18 protein-coding genes are annotated in these 16,646 nt (G+C 75.8%); 4 read left to right on the forward strand and 14 right to left on the reverse strand.

Translation table 11 applies throughout. From position 1 onward, the window contains the following. Window positions 1–2: 2 nt before the first annotated feature. Complete coding sequence (locus G1H19_RS08265) at window positions 3–587, reverse strand: helix-turn-helix domain-containing protein (protein WP_162392738.1); 585 nt, start codon at window positions 585–587, stop codon at window positions 3–5. A 102-nt stretch (window positions 588–689) separates the two neighbouring features. Between G1H19_RS08265 and G1H19_RS08270 the strand changes: the two genes are divergently transcribed. Beyond that, the gene (locus G1H19_RS08270; protein ID WP_162392739.1) at window positions 690–1,703 is read left to right on the forward strand and encodes an NAD(P)/FAD-dependent oxidoreductase; all 1,014 of its coding nucleotides are present in this window, start codon (window positions 690–692) and stop codon (window positions 1,701–1,703) included. A gap of 11 nt (window positions 1,704–1,714) precedes the next feature. Then, entirely contained in the window at window positions 1,715–2,386 is a 672-nt protein-coding gene (locus G1H19_RS08275; RefSeq protein WP_152729877.1) for a class I SAM-dependent methyltransferase, read from the forward strand. Window positions 2,387–2,436: 50 nt separating this feature from the next. Here G1H19_RS08275 and G1H19_RS08280 read toward each other — a convergent pair whose 3' ends face one another. From G1H19_RS08280 to G1H19_RS08295, 4 genes are all read right to left on the reverse strand, one after another. After that, a complete protein-coding gene (locus tag G1H19_RS08280; protein WP_162392740.1) occupies window positions 2,437–3,414 on the reverse strand; it encodes an NAD-dependent epimerase/dehydratase family protein in 978 nt (325 codons plus the stop codon). A 304-nt stretch (window positions 3,415–3,718) separates the two neighbouring features. Continuing rightward, window positions 3,719–4,216: a DUF5994 family protein gene (locus G1H19_RS08285; RefSeq protein ID WP_235928061.1), complete on the reverse strand. Its 498-nt coding sequence runs from the start codon at window positions 4,214–4,216 to the stop codon at window positions 3,719–3,721. Window positions 4,217–4,429: 213 nt separating this feature from the next. Further along, window positions 4,430–5,491 carry a Rieske 2Fe-2S domain-containing protein gene (locus G1H19_RS08290; protein ID WP_152729878.1) on the reverse strand — a complete coding sequence of 354 codons (1,062 nt, stop codon included), beginning with the start codon at window positions 5,489–5,491 and terminating at the stop codon, window positions 4,430–4,432. A 93-nt stretch (window positions 5,492–5,584) separates the two neighbouring features. After that, window positions 5,585–5,992, reverse strand: coding sequence for a RidA family protein (locus tag G1H19_RS08295; protein WP_152729879.1), 408 nt, complete (start codon window positions 5,990–5,992; stop codon window positions 5,585–5,587). 35 nt (window positions 5,993–6,027) lie between these two features. Between G1H19_RS08295 and G1H19_RS08300 the strand changes: the two genes are divergently transcribed. Further along, window positions 6,028–6,669 carry a TetR/AcrR family transcriptional regulator gene (locus G1H19_RS08300; protein WP_174278001.1) on the forward strand — a complete coding sequence of 214 codons (642 nt, stop codon included), beginning with the start codon at window positions 6,028–6,030 and terminating at the stop codon, window positions 6,667–6,669. 90 nt (window positions 6,670–6,759) lie between these two features. Here G1H19_RS08300 and typA read toward each other — a convergent pair whose 3' ends face one another. From typA to G1H19_RS08325, 5 genes are all read right to left on the reverse strand, one after another. Beyond that, window positions 6,760–8,652 carry a translational GTPase TypA gene (gene typA, locus G1H19_RS08305; protein ID WP_152729881.1) on the reverse strand — a complete coding sequence of 631 codons (1,893 nt, stop codon included), beginning with the start codon at window positions 8,650–8,652 and terminating at the stop codon, window positions 6,760–6,762. Window positions 8,653–8,739: 87 nt separating this feature from the next. Further along, the gene (locus G1H19_RS08310; protein ID WP_152729882.1) at window positions 8,740–9,093 is read right to left on the reverse strand and encodes a hypothetical protein; all 354 of its coding nucleotides are present in this window, start codon (window positions 9,091–9,093) and stop codon (window positions 8,740–8,742) included. A gap of 22 nt (window positions 9,094–9,115) precedes the next feature. After that, window positions 9,116–10,474 carry a DUF4232 domain-containing protein gene (locus tag G1H19_RS08315; protein WP_152729883.1) on the reverse strand — a complete coding sequence of 453 codons (1,359 nt, stop codon included), beginning with the start codon at window positions 10,472–10,474 and terminating at the stop codon, window positions 9,116–9,118. Window positions 10,475–10,521: 47 nt separating this feature from the next. Beyond that, window positions 10,522–11,292, reverse strand: coding sequence for a DsbA family protein (locus tag G1H19_RS08320; protein ID WP_162392741.1), 771 nt, complete (start codon window positions 11,290–11,292; stop codon window positions 10,522–10,524). Continuing rightward, complete coding sequence (locus G1H19_RS08325; RefSeq protein ID WP_235928062.1) at window positions 11,282–11,791, reverse strand: MauE/DoxX family redox-associated membrane protein; 510 nt, start codon at window positions 11,789–11,791, stop codon at window positions 11,282–11,284. Before G1H19_RS08325 ends, G1H19_RS08320 begins: the two co-directional genes overlap by 11 nt. A gap of 323 nt (window positions 11,792–12,114) precedes the next feature. Between G1H19_RS08325 and G1H19_RS08330 the strand changes: the two genes are divergently transcribed. After that, the gene (locus G1H19_RS08330; protein WP_152729885.1) at window positions 12,115–12,804 is read left to right on the forward strand and encodes a histidine phosphatase family protein; all 690 of its coding nucleotides are present in this window, start codon (window positions 12,115–12,117) and stop codon (window positions 12,802–12,804) included. A gap of 25 nt (window positions 12,805–12,829) precedes the next feature. On the opposite strand, the gene G1H19_RS08335 is transcribed toward G1H19_RS08330, so the two are convergent. From G1H19_RS08335 to G1H19_RS08350, 4 genes are read right to left on the reverse strand one after another with little or no spacing between them, the layout of a single operon-like run. Further along, entirely contained in the window at window positions 12,830–13,492 is a 663-nt protein-coding gene (locus G1H19_RS08335; RefSeq protein WP_162392742.1) for a response regulator, read from the reverse strand. Next, entirely contained in the window at window positions 13,489–14,856 is a 1,368-nt protein-coding gene (locus tag G1H19_RS23880; protein WP_456071369.1) for a sensor histidine kinase, read from the reverse strand. Before G1H19_RS23880 ends, G1H19_RS08335 begins: the two co-directional genes overlap by 4 nt. Then, window positions 14,772–15,605 (reverse strand): ABC transporter permease subunit, encoded by an 834-nt coding sequence (locus tag G1H19_RS08345; RefSeq protein ID WP_152729887.1) that lies wholly within the window; start codon window positions 15,603–15,605, stop codon window positions 14,772–14,774. Before G1H19_RS08345 ends, G1H19_RS23880 begins: the two co-directional genes overlap by 85 nt. After that, window positions 15,602–16,522 (reverse strand): ATP-binding cassette domain-containing protein, encoded by a 921-nt coding sequence (locus tag G1H19_RS08350; protein WP_152729888.1) that lies wholly within the window; start codon window positions 16,520–16,522, stop codon window positions 15,602–15,604. Before G1H19_RS08350 ends, G1H19_RS08345 begins: the two co-directional genes overlap by 4 nt. Window positions 16,523–16,646: the final 124 nt, after the last annotated feature.

Consider the following 16,646-nt stretch of genomic DNA (forward strand, 5'->3'; position numbering starts at 1 on the left):
GGTCAGCTCCCGGCGGGCCGGGCGCGCACGTGCATCCGCTCGCCCTGCGGGCCGAACAGCATCAGCACCTCCGCCGGCCGGTCGCCGACGTTGCCGAACCAGTGCGGCACGTGGGTGTCGAACTCCACCACCTCACCGGGCCGCAGGTCGAGGTCGTGCTCGCCGAGCAGCAGCCGCAGCCGGCCGTCGAGCACGTACATCCACTCGTAGCCCTCGTGCGAGCGCTGCTCCGGCTCACCGGCCGGCACGCCCGGCGGGAACAGCGCCCGGTAGGCCTGCACCCCACCGGGACGGCGGCTCAGCGGCCACATCGTCATGCCGTTGCGGGTGACCGGCCGGGCCTGCACCCGCGGGTCGGCCACCGACGGTGCGCCGACCAGCTCGTCCAGCGGCACCCGGTACGCCCGGGACAGCGGCAGCAGCAGCTCCAGGGTGGGCCGGCGCTGCCCGGACTCCAGCCGGGACAGGGTGCTCACCGAGATGCCGGTGGTGGCCGACAGCTCGGCCAGGGTCGCGTCCTGCTGCCGGCGCAGGGCCCGCAGTCGTGGGCCCACGCCCTCGAGCACGCCGTCCAGGTCGTCGTCCACGGGGGGAGCTTGCCACAACGGCAACGAATGTTGCCAGTAGTTGCTCGTGCGGGCCACCCTCGTGGAGCGACGGGGACCCGCCGCAGGAGTGGAGGAACGACCGTGGAGCAGCAGTACGACGTGGTGGTGGTCGGTGGCGGCGCGGCCGGGCTGGGCGGCGCCCTGGCACTGTCCCGCGCCCGCCGGTCGGTCCTGGTGCTGGACGCCGGCCGGCCGCGGAACGCACCGGCCGGCCAGGTGCACAACTACCTGGCCCGGGAGGGCACGGCGCCGGGTGAGCTGCTGGCGATCGGCCGGGCGGAGGTCGCCGGGTACGGCGCCCACCTGGAGTCCGGCGAGGCCGTGGCCGCCGCACCGGACGGCGACGGGTTCGTCGTCGACCTGGCCGACGGCCGCCGCGTGCGGGCCCGCCGGCTGCTGGTCACCACCGGCCTCGTCGACGAGCTGCCCGAGGTGCCCGGCGTGGCCGAGCTGTGGGGCACCGACGTCCTGCACTGCCCGTACTGCCACGGCTGGGAGGTGCGCGACCAGCCGGTCGGCGTGCTCTCCACCAGCCCGTTCGGGGTGCTGCAGGCCCAGATGTGGCGGCAGTGGACCGCCGACGTGACGCTCTTCCTGCACACCGGGCCCGAGCCCTCCGACGACGAGCGGGAGGCGCTGGCCGCCCGCGGCATCAGCGTGGTCACCGGCGAGGTGGCCGGCCTGGAGACCGACGGCGGCCGGCTGTCCGGGGTACGGCTGGCCTCCGGGCAGGTCGTGCCGCGGACAGCACTGGTGGTGCTGTCCCGGTTCACCGCCCGGTCGGCGGTGCTCGAGTCCCTGGGGCTCGCCGCGGTCGACCAGGAGATGGGCGGGCAGGTGCTCGGCCGGGTCGTGCCCAGCGGCCCGGCCGGGGCGACGACGGTGCCCGGCGTCTGGGTGGCCGGCAACGTCACCGACCCCCGCGCCCAGGTGGTCGTCTCGGCCGCCGCGGGGCTGGAGGCCGCGGCGGCGCTCAACGCCGACCTGATCGCCGAGGACACCCGGCTCGCGGTGGCCGCCCACCGGGCGTCCCCCTCCCCCGCCGGGGCGGGACCGCGCGACCTGGTGCCCGGCGGCCGCCGGCACGGGAACTGAGGAGGGCGACCATGTCGACCCACGAGCAGGGGCACCGGCACGAGCACGGGCACGGGACCGCGCCGGAGGACCGTCCCGGCGGCACTGGCAGCGACCTGGCCTCCTGGGAGGAGCGCTATGGCGGCGCCCCGGCGCTGTGGAGCGGGCAGGTCAACGCGACGCTGGTGACCCACACCGCCGGGCTGACCCCGGGCCACGCCCTGGACGTCGGCTGCGGCGAGGGCGGCGACGTGCTGTGGCTGGCCGGGCAGGGCTGGCGGGTGACCGGCCTGGACTGGTCGCAGGTCGCGCTGGCCCGCGCCGCGGAGCACGCCGCCGCGGCCGGCCTGGCCGACCGGGTGGAGTGGGTCCGCGGCGACGTCGACACCTGGCAGCCGCCGGCGGACACCCACGACCTGGTGACCGCCCACTTCCTGCACCCCACCGAGCCGCAGCGACACCGGGTGCTGGCCCGGCTGGCTGCGTCGGTGGCGCCCGGCGGCACGCTGCTCTGGGTCGGCCACCCCTTCGACGCCGATGCCGCCGCGGTCTGGGGCGCCGACCGGTTCGCCGCCGCCAGCGAGGTGGCCGCCGACCTGGACCCGCAGGTGTGGGAGGTGCTGCTGGCCGAGCAGCAGCCCCGCCCGGGTGGCGGCGAGGGCCAGCGCCGGGCCGACGAGGTGCTGCGCGCCCGGCGGCGCTGACCCCGCATCGCTGACCCCGCATCGCCGGCCCCGCGGCGCCGGCCCCGCGCTCAGCCGGCGAGCAGGCGGGCCTCCAGGTCGGCCGGGAGCCCGGGCAGCGGCCGGCCGGCCGGGGGGGTCGGCCGCGGTGCGGACCGCTGCCACGCCCACGTGTCGGCCACCGTGTCGCCCAGCGGCCGGGACGGGAGCCCCAGCTCCCGGGCCCGCGCCGTGCCGACGTCCCAGGCGGTGCGCGCGGTCTCGGCGCGCAGCCAGAGCGGCAGGTGCACCCACTCCTGGACGCCCGCGGCCAGCAGGTCGTCCTCCGGCACCGGCACCCACTCCGCGTCGGACCCGGTCACCGTGCGGCAGGTGTCCAGCAGCCCGCCGAGCGTGGTCATCCCGGCCGGGCCGGTGGCGTTGACCGGCCCGGCGAGCCCGCGCTCGGCGGCCTGCACCAGCCAGCCCGCCAGGTCGCGGGCGTCGACCAGCGCGATCGGCTGGTCCAGGGCATCCGGGACGACGACCCGGCCGCCTGCCGCGATCCGGTCCAGCCACCAGCCGAGCCGGTACAGCCGGTCGTGGGGGCCGACGACCAGCCCGGCGCGGGCGGTGAGGAACCGCCCGGGCAGCGCTGCCGCGAGCACCCGTTCGGCGTGCGCCTTGACCGGCCCGTACTCGTCGTCCGGGGTGTCCCAGGTGGGCGACTGCTCGTCCGGCACCGGCCCCGGCGGCCAGGTGCGGTAGGCGTTGAGGCTGCTGGTGAACGCGTAGCCAGAGACGCCGCCCAGCACCGCGGCCGCGTTGTCCGCGGCCGCCCGCGTCTGGGCGGAGGTGTCCACGACCAGGTCCGGCGTCCAGCCGTCCAGCGCGGCGGGCAGCGCGGCGGGGTCGTCCCGGTCACCGTGCAGCGCTCGGGCACCCGGCGGCGGCGCCCCGGACACCCCGCGGCTGAACGTGGCGACCTCGTGGCCGCGAGCCAGGGCCGCCTCGACCACGTGCACGCCGAGGAAGTGGGTACCACCGAGCACGAGCAGACGGGAGGTCACCCGCCCGACTGAACCGGAGCCGACCGCCACGGTCCAGCCGGTACGCCGACGGCGCAACACCCCATGAGTCCGGCCACTCCCGCGGAAAGGGCCACACCCAGCGGCCACTTCCGCGGGAAGGGCCACGAGCGCGGCGGCCACTTCCGCGGGAAGGGCCACACCCAGCGGCCACTTCCGCGGGAAGGGCCACGAGCGCGGCGGCCACTTCCGCGGGAAGGGCCGCACCCAGCGGCCACTTCCGCGGGAAGGGCCACGTGCTCGGCGGCCACGTCCGCGGGAGGGGCAGAGCCCCGCGGGGGGTCCGTCAGCTGGCGCGGACGGCCTGGAGCCGGGCGACCTGCGGCACCGGCGGGCAGCCGGCCGCGGCCAGCACGAGCAGCGGCGAACGCGGGCCGGGGCGGGTGCTGATCCGCAGCGCCCGGGCGCCGGTCAGCGCGTCGGCCTCCGGCGGGACGACGACGAGGTCCAGCCGGCGGGAGCCGCCGTTGACGGTCAGGCACACCACCTGCGGGTCCATCGCGGAGAAACCACCGGTGCGCACCGTCCGCCCGCGCACCACCACCTTGCGCGGCGCCGGCGTCCAGGCGTCCATGGCGTAGGTGAACCGCTCGACCTCGATGCCGCGCCGGTCCAGCGCGGCGATCAGCTCGGGGACCTCCACCGCCAGGTCGCGCGTGCGCGGCCACCAGGCGCCGTCCAGCGCGGCGCCGGTGCCCGCGTCGGCGCGCACGCTGACCCGGACGTCGATCCCCTCACGGAACTCCTGCGCCGTCCACGATCCCCGACCAAGGTCCACGGGCACGCCGCACCGCCTCTCGCTCTCGTTCTCACGGGCCGGTCCGCCGGCCCTCCCCCGGTCCTCCGGCGCTCCGTCGCACGCGGCGACAGCACACCCGAGGTCCCTGCAGCAGAAGCTAGGGGGCCGGGCGCGCCGCCCGCGACACGGGACCGGCGTGGCGCGTGTGGCGCGTGAGGGAACGGCTCGTCCTCACTGCAGGTCACGAAGCCGACACGGTCATCCGGCCGGCGGTGTCCAGCGGCCGGTGACCAGGTCGGTCCAGAGCCGTCGGATCGCCAGGGAGTTGCGGTCCGCCGCGGCGTGCGCGTTCAGGTGCGGCGCCAGCGGGAAGTCGGCCGGCAGCGACTCCAGCAGGTCGCGGTCCTCGGCCTCCACCTCGTCGTCGAAGGCCAGGATGTCCGCGGCCGGGCGGTCGGCCTCGGTGTCGGTGCGCAGCACCGTCTGGGTGAGCAGGCACGTCCGGTCGTCCACCGGGGTGATCGCCTTGACCATCACGTGCTGCAGCCCGTCGGGGTAGGTGATGTGGATGTGCGCGGAGAACGGCAGGTGCAGCTGGGAGACGGTGCACCGCAGCGTCGTCCCCACCTCGCCGGGCCGGCCCCCGACCGGGATCTCCCCGTAGCTGGACAGCCCGTACGGCTCCCGGGTGACCACGGTGTCGGTGACCTCGGGCCGGTCGATGTCACCGAAGGTGTTGCGGTGCACGAAGGCGACGTGGCCGGGGTCGAGGTTGTTCTCCAGCAGGTGCATGGCGGTGCAGGCGAAGGGCCACTCGTACTCCGGCACGGCACGCCAGCCCGGCGCGCCGTACTGCGGCACCTCCGGGACGCCGGTGATCGGCCCGCCCTCGGCCTCGGTGGCCAGGCAGACCCAGACCATGCCGTACCGCTCCTGGCTGGCGACCATCGTCAGGCCGCTCTTGGTGGGCAGCGGCGCACCCGGGGTCTGCGGGATGCGCTGGGTGCGGCCGTCGGCGTCCCACTCCCAGCCGTGGTACGGGCAGACCAGGTGGCAGTCGGCGACCCAGCCGCGCGACAGCGGGGCGTCCCGGTGGGCGCAGCGGTCCAGGGCCACGCTCACCGGCGCGGTCGACTCCGGCCGCCAGAGCACGAGGTCGACCCCCAGCACGGTCCGCTTCACCGGGCCCGTGTCGACGGCGGCCGCGAAGCCGGTGGCGTACCAGAAGCGGCGGAACACCGGGTGCTCGCTGAGCACCAGGTGGTCGGGCCCGGCGTGCCGGGTGGCGCGACCGACGGGACGGTCGGCGATCGAGGTCATCGCAGCATGCAAGCGCAGGACGACGACGGCCCCGTCACGACCAGGTGACGACCGCGTCACCACCGGGGCCCGGGACCACCCGGGCCGGCCGGGTCAGGGCAGGACGGCCGTCGCCTCGACCTCGACGAGCAGGTCGGGCTCACCCAGCGCCGCCACGCCGATCAGCGTGATGGGCCGGACCGGGCTGCCGCTGAGCTCCCCGGCGACCGCCTGGACACCGGCACCGAGGTCGGCCAGCTTGTCCGGGGTCCAGTCGACGACGTAGACGGCCAGCCGGGCGACGTCGTCGAAGGTGCCGCCGGCAGCCCGGAGCGCGGTGTCGACGTTGCGGAACGCCTGGGCGACCTGGGCGGCGAGGTCGCCGGTGCCGACCGGCCGGCCGTCGGCGTCCCGGGCGACCTGGCCGGAGAGGTAGAGGGTGCGGGTGCCGGTGGCCACGGCCATCTGCACGTACACGTCGGGGCTGGGCAGGCCGGCGGGGTTGATCAGCTCGATGGACATAGCACTGTTATAGCAGTGCCATGTATGCTCGTCCAGTGCCTCGCCCCGCTGATCCCCGCGTCCGTGACGAGCTCGTCGAGCGGGCCGCCGAGCTCCTCGCCGGCACCGGTCCGGTGAGCTTGCGTGCGGTGGCCGCGGCGGCCGGCACGTCGACGATGGCGGTCTACACCCACTTCGGCGGCATGCCCGGCCTGTGGCGCGCGGTGCGGCAGCAGGGGTTCACCCACCTGGCCCGGCGGCTGGCCACGGCGCCGCGGACGGCGGACCCGGTGCGTGACGTGATGGCGTTCGGCACCGCCTACGTGGCCAACGCGCTGGCCCACCCGGCGCTCTACCGGGCGATGTTCGACGACCGCAGCGAGCTGGACGACGCGGCCGCTGCCGACGCGGCACTCGGCGTCCTGGTGCAGGCGGTCGAGCGGGCGCGGGTGGCCGGCCGGTTCTCCACCGACGTCGACCCCGCGGGCGCGGCGCTGCAGCTCTGGGCGATGACCCACGGCCTGGTGGCGCTGGTGATCGGCGGCGTGCTGCCCCGCGAGGCCCTGGACGCGCACCTGCCCGCGATGTCCGCCGCGGCCTTCGCCGGCTTCGGCGACGACCCCGACGCAGCCCGGGACTCCGCCGCCGCCGGCTGGCACCCGCCCGGGGACGACGACGCCCCCGTCACCGAGAGGTGACGAGGGCGGCGACGGAACCGTCGTGGAACGGCCCGGCTGCAGGGACCCGCGGCGCGCGGAGCGCGTCGTGGCGGGCAGCCGGGTCCTTCTTCAGACCGGCTTGGGCTTGCGGTTCTTGCTCTTGCCGCGCTCGGTCTGGTCCAGCACGACCTTCCGCACGCGCACGGTGGCCGGGGTGACCTCCACGCACTCGTCCTCGGCGCAGAACTCCAGCGCCTGCTCCAGGTTGAGGATGCGCGGCGGGATCAGGCGCTCCAGCTCCTCGGAGGTGGACTTGCGCATGTTGGTGAGCTTCTTCTCCTTGGTGATGTTCACGTCCATGTCGTCCGGACGGGAGTTCTCACCGACGATCATGCCCTCGTAGACCTCGGTGCCCGGGTTGACCAGCATCGAGCCGCGCTCCTGCAGCGAGAACATCGAGTACGTGGTCGCCACGCCCTGACGGTCGGCCACCAGCGAGCCGGTGGGCCGGGCGCGCATGTCGCCGAGCCAGGGCTCGTAGCCCTCCAGGTTGTGGTTGAGCACGCCGGTGCCGCGGGTCTCGGTGAGGAACTCGGTGCGGAACCCGATCAGGCCGCGGGAGGGGACGATGTACTCCATCCGCGCCCAGCCGGTGTCGTGGTGCACCAGGTTCTCCAGCCGGCCGCGGCGGACGGCGAGGGCCTGGGTGAGGGTGCCGACGTAGTCGCCGGGGGTGTCGATGGTGACCCGCTCGACCGGCTCGTGCAGCTTGCCGTCGATGGTCTTGGTGACCACCTGCGGGCGGCCGACGGTCAGCTCGAACTCCTCGCGGCGCAGCTGCTCCACCAGGATGGCCAGTGCCAGCTCGCCGCGGCCCTGCATCTCCCAGGTGTCGGGACGCTCGGTGGGCAGCATGCGCACCGAGACGTTGCCGACCAGCTCCTGGTCGAGGCGGTTCTTGATCAGCCGCGCGGTGAGCTTCTTGCCGGAGCGGCCGGAGATCGGGCTGGTGTTGATGCCGATGGTGATCGAGATCGACGGCTCGTCGACGGTGATCGCCGGCAGCGGGCGCGGGTCGTTCGGGTCGGCGAGGGTGTCGCCGATCATGATGTCCTCGATGCCGGCGACGGCGATCAGGTCACCCGGGCCGGCGCTGTCGGCCGAGGTGCGGGTGAGGCCCTCGGTGACCAGCAGCTCGGTGATCTTCGTGCGGGTGATGGTGCCGTCGGCCTTGCACCAGGCGACCTGCTGGCCGTTCTTCATCTCACCGGAGTGGATGCGCAGCAGCGCCAGGCGGCCGAGGTAGGGCGAGGCGTCGAGGTTGGTGACCTGCGCGCGCAGCGGCTCCTCGGCGTCGTAGACCGGGGCCGGCACGGTGTCCAGCAGCGTGCGGACCAGCGGGCCGAGGTCCGGGCTGTCTGGGACGGTGCCGTTCTCCGGCTTGTTCAGCGACGCCTGGCCGGTGCGGCCGTTGCAGTAGACGATCGGGAACTCGAGGGTCTCGGCGGGCAGGCCGGCGTCCTCGAGCAGCTCGAGGAAGAGCTCGTAGGTCTCGTCGACGACCTCCTCGATGCGCGCGTCCTGCCGGTCGGTCTTGTTCACCGCGAGGATGACCGGCATCCCCTTGGCCAGCGCCTTGCGCAGCACGAAGCGGGTCTGCGGCAGCGGGCCCTCGGAGGCGTCCACGAGCAGCACGACGCCGTCGACCATGGACAGCGCGCGCTCGACCTCGCCACCGAAGTCGGCGTGGCCGGGGGTGTCGACGATGTTCACGATGACGGGGTTGCCCTCGTCGTCGGACAGGTGGATCGCGGTGTTCTTGGCCAGGATGGTGATGCCGCGCTCACGCTCCAGGTCCATGGAGTCCATGACCCGGTCCTGGGTGGAGTCGTTGTCGGTTCCCTCGCCCTTGGACCGGCCGAGAGCGCCCGCCTGTCGCAGCAGGGCGTCGACGAGGGTCGTCTTCCCGTGGTCGACGTGGGCGATGATCGCCACGTTGCGCAGGTCGTCGCGAGTGGGCATGCAGAGGCACCTCAGAGCGGGGTTCGAAAGGGGTCGGCGCCGTCAACGCCGAGGATCGCCGACCGGCGACCCTCCCATGGTAGGCGCTCAGCGGCCCCGCACGGTGGTCTGTGACCGGTCTGCCACCCAGGAGGACAGGGCGGCGGCGGCGAGGGTGACCACGGTCACCGCCAGCCACGCCGACCAGCCGACGGCGATGGCGAGCACGTGGGCGAGCACGAAGGCCGCCACGTAGGCCACGCCCAGCCCGGCCGCGACGGCGGTGCCGCGCCGCTCCCGCCACAGCCAGCCCGCGACCAGCCCGCCCGCGGCGAACACCACCCCGCCCAGCGCGCGGTTGCCGGTCGACTGCGCGACCCCGAAGCCGACCGCCAGACCGACCGCCACCGGGACGGCGGAGGGCAGGCGGGTGCGGGCGCGGCTGAGCGTCGAGGTGGTCATGAGGTCGAGTGTCCTCCGCCGATCAGGCCGACGGCAGGGCCCAGGCACCGACCTGCCAGGCACCGCCGTCGGCGATGTCGAACGGCGCGGGCCCGTACGTGGCGAAGAACGGGACGTCGACCGGGGGCGCGCCCGCGACGAGGGCGACCGTGAGCGACTGCGGCGTCTCGTCGTCCGCCCAGCCGCCGTAGGTGCGCCAGGACAGCGGGACCACAGCCCGGTCGCCCGGGGCCAGCCCGATCCGCCCGGCCACCGCCGGGCCACCCGAGGGGTCGGTCGCCGGGGTGACGGTCAGCTGCAGTGGCGTGCCGCCCTGGAGCAGCGTCACCACCGGCGCCCCCTCCACCCAGCACGCCCGGTCCCCGGTGTTGGTGGCCTGCACCGAGGCGGCACGGGCGCCCATCGCGCCGTCGAAACCGGGGACGAGGAAGGACAGGACGGCCGGGTCGCAAGGCACGTCGGCCAGGACGACGGGCCGGGGGGGCGGTGACGTGGCCGGTGCCGGCGCAGGGGTCGACGGTGGCGGGACGGGTTCCGGATCGGGCTGCGACGGGGGTCGCGCCACGGGGCCTGCCGGCCACCGCACGGTGACCGGGTCCGGGACGAGGCCGGTGACGAGCCAGGCCGCGCAGGCAGCCGTGAGCAGGCCGACGCAGAGAGCCCCGGCCGCGATCACGCGCACCGACCGGCCGGCGGTCAGCCGCAAGGCCAGCACTGCACCGGCGAGCACCAGCGCGTCGATCGCCACGGCCAGCCACCACCCGTCGACCGGAGCGGTCAGCCGGGTCGCCACCGCGGTGAGGGCCACGGTGGCCGCCGTGCTGCTCGCCATCGCCGTCAGCCACGACCGGCGAGGCGAGCTGCTGCCCGGCCCCCAGTTGCTGTCCACGCCGTGCACGACGACTGCCTGGAGCAGCCCCAGCACGGTGAACGCCACGCCGAGCATCTGTGCGGAGGCGAACAGGGCGAACAGCAGTCCGGCACTGCCGACGAAGCAGACGAGCGCGCCGGCGACTCCCGTGGCCACGGCCTGGGCGGTGGCCGACCTGGGTCGGAGCGGGCGCTCGACCGGCGAGGACGACAGCGACCAGGCGCCGGCGAACAGGGCGGCGACGGCGACCGCCAGCGCCGTGCCGGTCGTCCACCAGGCTGCGCTGAGCGCGTCGACGACCTGTGCCTCGGTGCACGCCTCGACCAACTCGCAGGGTCTCGTGCCGTCGGGGAACCCCCGGACGTACCGCGCGGCCCCGACCGCCGCCTCGACGGCGACGGCACCGGCAACGGCAGCCGTGGTCCAGGTGACCCACCCGATCGCGCGTCGTCGTCCTCGCTCGACGTCCACCACCCCCGGGTCCGGGCCTGGCGGCTCGGTCGTGGGCATGATGCCCGAGCCGGTACCGGTGGCCGGGCGGACCCGCCGACTCCCGGTCAGCCCGCCTGGGCGGCGGTGACCGCGGCGGTGACCCCGGCCGCGGACAGGTCGCCCAGCCGCTCCCCGTCCACGAACACCGTCGGCGTCCCGGTGACGCCGTCCTTGCTGGCCTGCTCGGTGGCCCCGGCGACCCAGTCGCCGTAGGTCAGGTCGGTGATCTGCCGGGACACCGTGGCACCGGTCGCGCCGGCCTGCTGGGCGTAGGACACCAGCTGCTCGTCGGTCAGCCCGGACCCGCCCTCGGCGGGCTGGTTCGCGTAGAGCAGGTCGTGGAACCGCTCCAGGGCGTCGGTGCCGGCGGTGCTGGCCACGACCGCGGCGGCGTTCAGTGCCCGGGTGGAGTACCGGTCGTTGCCCGAGGTGTCCAGGAACGCCATGCCGTGGTACTCGACCCGCACGGTGCCGGCGGCGACCAGCTGCTCCAGGGTGCTGCCGGCGGCGTCCTCGAAGGCCTTGCAGTTGGGGCACTGGTAGTCCTCGTACAGCTGGACGGTCACCGGGGCGTCGGCCTGCCCGACGGCGAAGGCGTACCCGCCGGTGGTGCCGGCCGGCGTGGCCGCGTCGGCGGCGGTCGAGGTGCGGCTGGACTGCACCGCCACCACCACGACCACGGCGACGACGAGCAGGACCGCGGTCACCACCGCCCCGACGAGCTGCCGGTGCCGGCGCTCGGCGGCCTGCCGGGCGGCGCTCTCGGCGGCCCGGCGGGCGGCGATGCGCTGCTGGGCGGCGGCCCGTCCGCTGAGGGGCCGGTGGTCAGTGGGCACGCGAGGTCTCCGTCCGGGTGGGTGCTGCGGTGGGCAGGTCGCGGCCGCCGAGGGCCAGCCGGGACCGGGGCCACCGCGCGAGTGCGGCGGCGACGGCCAGCAGCGCGAGGTCGCGGGCGACGTCCCAGGGGTAGGCGGTCTGCCCCTGCGCCACCGTGCCCCCGCTGCTGAAGCAGCCGCAGTCGATCTGCAGCCCGCGCGCCCAGGCCGACACGATGGCGGCCAGGTACACGACGAGCAGCACAGCCGCGCCCAGCGCGGCCGCCCGCACCGCGACGCCGACCAGCAGCGCGAGCCCGACGGCCACCTCGAGCACCGGCAGGCCGAACGCGGCGAGCGGCACCAGCGCCTCGGGCAGCAGCTGGTAGGCGCGCACCGCCCGCTCGGCCGCCGCCGGGTCCGGCACCTTCAGCGCCCCGGCCACCAGGAACACCACGCCGAGCAGCAGGCGGGCCGCGGTGGCCGCCCACGGCAGGAGGGACGGGGAGGGGCGCTGCACGGGCATCACGGTCCCGGTGCAGCCGGTGAGCCACCTGCGGACCGGCTGTGGGTCACCTGCCCGTCTCCCGCGCACCCCCTGGCGGCGACCCCTCGCGCTCCCTGTACAGAAAGCGCTCCACTTCCTGTACAGAAAGCGCTCCACTTTCTGTACAGAAAGCGCTCCACTTTCTGTACAGGAAGCCGGGACGGTGGAGGTGGCGGCGACGCGCCGACGGCTGCACTGATCCGTGCCCGGTCGGGGTAGGCCGCCGGCAGCAACCGGGGGCGTCCGGCGACGCCAGGTCCAGCAGCGGCCCGCCCGGTGGGGACGACGGAGCGGCGATGAGCTGGACGAGCAGGGCGTGGCGGGTGGCGTGGCGGGCGGCCGGCGCGGTGTGGGCGGCGCTGACCGCCGGCACCGTGGCGGTGTCCGTGCTGGGGGCGACGCTGGTGGTGGGGCCGGCGGGCGTGGTGGGCACGGCCCTGGCCGCCGCGGGCGGCACGGCCCTGGCGCTGGCGCTCCGGCCGGAGCCGTGCGGCCGGACGTGGCCCCGGACCCGGCTGGTCGGGTGCGCGGGCCTGGTCGCGGTCACGGTGGTGGGTGCCCTGACCAGCCTGGGCCAGGCGGGCCTGGCGCTGGTGATGGTGCTCACCGCGACCGGTCACGGCCTGCGGGTGTGGCACCGGGCGCTGGTGCGTGCGGCGGTCCGGCCCGGCGGCGGGCGGGTGCGCCGGCCGCGGCACCCGCAGCTGCCGCCGGGTCCCCCGGACCTGACCCAGCTGTGCCGGGCCTGGCGCACCACGCACGAGGCCCTCGGCCGCTGCACCGACCCGGCCCGGCGGGCGTTGCTGGTCCAGGCCCGGCAGGACTGCCTGGACGAGATGGCGCGCCTGGAGCCGGCCGGGCTCCAGCGCTGGCTGGACACCGTGCCGGACCCGGCCGACGACCCGGCGCCCTTCCTGGTGACCGGCACTCGCCGGCCCGGCGGCGACCGCGCCTCCGACCCGGGCCGCCCGGGCCCCGCCCACTGAGCGCGTCCGCGGCGATGTGCCGCCCTCAGCCGGGCCGGACCAGCCGCTCCTCGTAGGCGAGCACGGCGGCCTGGGTGCGGTCGCGCAGCTGCAGCTTGGCCAGGATCCGGCCGACGTGGGTCTTCACGGTCAGCTCGGACAGGCACAGCCGGGCGGCGATCTCGGCGTTGCTGTGCCCGCCGGCGACCTCGACGAGCACCTCCCGCTCCCGGTCGGTGAGCCGGTCGACCCGGCGGGGCGCGGCCGGCGGCCCGTGCGGTGCGGGCAGCTGCGCGGCGAAGGTCTCCAGCAGCCGGCGGGTCACCCGCGGGGCCACGACCGCGTCGCCCTCGGCCACGGTGCGGATCGCCGCGAGCAGCGTCTCCGGTGGCGCGTTCTTCAGCAGGAACCCGCTGGCGCCGGCCTGCAGCGCGGCGAAGGCGTACTCGTCGAGGTCGAACGTGGTCAGGATCAGCACGCGGCTGGACAGCCCGGCCTCGACGATCCGCCGGGTGGCCTCCACGCCGTCCATCCGGGGCATCCGCACGTCCATCACCACCACGTCCGGCCGCAGCCGGGTGGTCAGGTCGACCGCCTCGACGCCGTCGGCGGCCTGCCCGACCACCGCGAGGTCGTCCTGGGCGGCCAGCACCATGCCGAAGCCCATCAGCAGCAGGGGCTCGTCGTCGACCAGCAGCACGCTGGTCACGTCCGGACCACCGTCCCCGTCGCGTCCCCGGCCGCGGGGACCGGCTCGGCGACCCGTTCGGCGACCGGCTCGGCGGCCGGCTCTGCCCGGGTGCCGGCCAGCGGCAGCCGGGCGTGCACCAGCCAGCCGCCGCCGTCGGCGGGCCCGGCGGTCACGGTGCCCGCCCAGGCGCCGAACCGCTCGCGCATGCCGGTGATGCCGTGCCCGGGCGTCGTGGCACCGACCGCCGCCCCGTCGTCCCGGACGTCGAGCACCAGCACGTCGGGCTGCCAGGTGAGGCCGACGTGGGCCCGGCGGACGCCGCGGCCGTGCTTCAGCGTGTTGGTCAGGGCCTCCTGCACCAGCCGGTAGACCGCGAGCTGTGCCGTGGTCTCCAGCGGCACGGGCGTGCCACGGACCGCCAGGTCGGTGCGCAGGCCGGCGGCCCGCACCTGCTCGACCAGGGACTCCAGGTCACCGAGCGCCGGTGCCGGGCGGCGGGACGGCGACCCGTCGTCCTCGCGCAGCACGCCGAGCAGCCGGCTCATCTCGGTCAGCGCCGTCCGGCCGGTGGTGGCCACGTGCGCCATCGCGGTGCTCGCGGCAGGCTCCGTGGTGGCGTAGGTGGCGCCGTCGGCCAGCGCGATCATGACCGAGATGTTGTGCGCCACGACGTCGTGCACCTCGCGGGCGATCCGGGCACGCTCCTCGGCGACCGCCACCCGGGCCTGCTGGTCCCGCTCCCGCTCCAGCCGGGCCGCCCGGTCCTCCAGGCTCGCGGTGTAGGCGCGGCGGGTCTGCCGGTTGCGGCCGAGCACGGCCACCGCGACCGTGAACGTGGTCAGCGGGACGACGGCCGGGGCGCCGTCGGCCGTCGGGGGCCCGAGGAGGGTCAGCAGCGCGACGCCCTCGCAGGCCGCCACCGCCAGCAGCGTGCGGAGGCCGTCGCACCGGTCGGCCACGCTGAACAGCGCGAACCACAGCGCGGAGTAGGAGAACAGCAGCTGCTCGGCCCCGACCCCCACCTCGGCCATGCCCGCCAGCACCAGCGCCGCGGTGAGCAGGAAGGCGGCCACCGGCCGGCGCCGCCGGGCCAGGGCCGGCAGCCACAGCAGGACCGACAGCACCCACTCGCGCAGCCCCACCGACTCCAGCCGGATCGCCGGGGCGATGGCCAGCACGGCGAGCCCGAGCACCGGGAGGACGTCGACGAGCACCGGGTGGTCCCCGGGCCAGCGCCCGCGGAGCCTCCCGCCCTGCCCCCGATCCCCTCCCGGCACCCGTGGTCGGCGCACCGGGATCAGACGTCCCGGCGGCGCAGCAGCGCGGTGCCAGCGGCGAACAGCAGCGCCACCCAGCCGACCATCACGGCGAGCCCGGCCCACGGCGAGAACATCGTCGAGTCGGTCACGAGCGTCATGATGGCCGACCCGGCCTGCGTGGGCAGCCACTTCTCCAGCACGTCACCCCACGAGTCGGGCAGCAGTCCGCTGATCGCCGGCAGCACCAGCATCAGCACGACCACGGTCGCGATCGAGGCGGCGGTGCTGCGCAGCAGCCAGGTGATCGCCATGGCCAGCAGCCCGACCCCGGTCAGGTAGAGCCCGGTGCCGACCACCACCCGCAGTGCACCGTCGGTGGAGAGCGTCGCGGCCCCGCTGCCGTAGGTGACCTGACCCAGCGAGAAGGCGGCGAACGCGGCGATCGTCGTCGTGACCAGCAGGACGCCGCCGAGCACCGCGGCCTTGGCGGCGACCACCGGCCACCGGCGGGGCACGGCGGCGAAGGTGCCGCGCACGGTGCCGGAGGAGTACTCGCCGCTGACCACGAGCACGCCGAGCACGGCGACCAGCAGCTGGGCGATGCCGGAGCCGGACAGGCTCAGGGTCACCGGGTCGACGACCGCCCCGGCCCCGCCCCCGTCGGGGCCCTGCGCGCCCGGGGTGTAGGTGCCGGAGATCAGCGCGCCCAGCCCGACCATGAGCAGCAGGCCCGCCCCGAGGGTCCACCAGGTGGAGCGCAGCGAGCGGAGCTTGAGCCACTCACCGCGCAGCAGGCCGGCGGCGGTGACCCGCGGTGCACTGCCGGTCGTCGTCCGCCCGGTCGGCGGGGTCCGGATCGTGTCGGTGCTCATGCTGCCGTGACCTCCTGGTCGGTGCGGTACTCCCGGGTGTCCCCGGTGACGGCCATGAAGGCGTCCTCCAGGGAGGGGCGGACGGTGCTGAGCTGGTGCAGCGGGATGCCCGCCGCGGCGGCGGTCTCGCCGATGGCCTCGGCGGGGAGGCCGACGACCTCCAGGCGGTCCCGCTCCCGCGAGGTGACGGTCACGTCGGGTCCGACGAGCAGGTCGCGCAGCTCGCCGGCCCGCGGGCTGCGCACGTCGACGCTCTCGTGACCGGCCCGGGCGATGAAGTCCGCCGTCGACAGGTCGGCCTGCAGCCGGCCGCGACCGACCACGACGAGGTGGTCGGCGGTGACGGCCATCTCCGACATCAGGTGCGAGGAGAGGAACACGGTGCGCCCCTCGGCGGCGAGCCCGCGGGTGAGCCGGCGGATCCACAGCACGCCGTCGGGGTCCAGCCCGTTGACCGGCTCGTCCAGCATGACGACGGCCGGGTCGCCGAGCAGCGCGGCCGCCACGCCCAGGCGCTGGCCCATGCCCAGGGAGAAGCCGCCGACCCGCTTGTCGGCGACCGCGGTCAGGCCGGCGAGCTCCAGCACGACGTCGACCCGGGCGGCGGCGACCCCACCGGTGGCGGCCAGCGAGCGCAGGTGGTTGCGCGCGGTCCGCCCCGGGTGCACGCCCTTGGCCTCCAGCAGCGCCCCGACCTCGTGCAGCGGGGCCGCGTGCCGGGCGTAGGGCCGGCCGCCGACCAGCGCCGTCCCGGAGGTGGGGGTGTCCAGCCCGAGCACCATCCGCATGGTGGTCGACTTGCCGGCCCCGTTGGGCCCGAGGAAGCCGGTGACGACGCCGGGCCGGACGGTGACCGTGAGGTCGTCGACGGCGAGCTTCTCGCCGTAGCGCTTGGTCAGTCCGTGGAGTTCGATCATGAGGACGACGGTAGGAGCGGAGCCGGCTCTCTCCATCCGTCCCGGGGCGTCATCTCCCGGTGCCGGCCTACGCCTGCAGGCGTACGCCACCCGGGACGGCAGCGGGCCCCGCCGCGGCTGCGAC

This window comes from Goekera deserti, assembly GCF_010685995.1.
Classification (GTDB): Bacteria; Actinomycetota; Actinomycetes; order Mycobacteriales; family Geodermatophilaceae; genus Goekera; species Goekera deserti.

Coding starts and splice junctions, on each gene's coding strand:
- G1H19_RS08345 (WP_152729887.1), bottom strand. CDS start 15,605: ATGAGCACCGACACGATCCGGACCCCGCCGACCGGGCGGACGACGACC.
- typA (WP_152729881.1), bottom strand. CDS start 8,652: ATGCCCACTCGCGACGACCTGCGCAACGTGGCGATCATCGCCCACGTC.
- G1H19_RS08310 (WP_152729882.1), bottom strand. CDS start 9,093: ATGACCACCTCGACGCTCAGCCGCGCCCGCACCCGCCTGCCCTCCGCC.
- G1H19_RS08295 (WP_152729879.1), bottom strand. CDS start 5,992: ATGTCCATCGAGCTGATCAACCCCGCCGGCCTGCCCAGCCCCGACGTG.
- G1H19_RS08290 (WP_152729878.1), bottom strand. CDS start 5,491: ATGACCTCGATCGCCGACCGTCCCGTCGGTCGCGCCACCCGGCACGCC.
- G1H19_RS08330 (WP_152729885.1), top strand. CDS start 12,115: ATGAGCTGGACGAGCAGGGCGTGGCGGGTGGCGTGGCGGGCGGCCGGC.
- G1H19_RS08315 (WP_152729883.1), bottom strand. CDS start 10,474: ATGCCCACGACCGAGCCGCCAGGCCCGGACCCGGGGGTGGTGGACGTC.
- G1H19_RS08275 (WP_152729877.1), top strand. CDS start 1,715: ATGTCGACCCACGAGCAGGGGCACCGGCACGAGCACGGGCACGGGACC.
- G1H19_RS08350 (WP_152729888.1), bottom strand. CDS start 16,522: ATGATCGAACTCCACGGACTGACCAAGCGCTACGGCGAGAAGCTCGCC.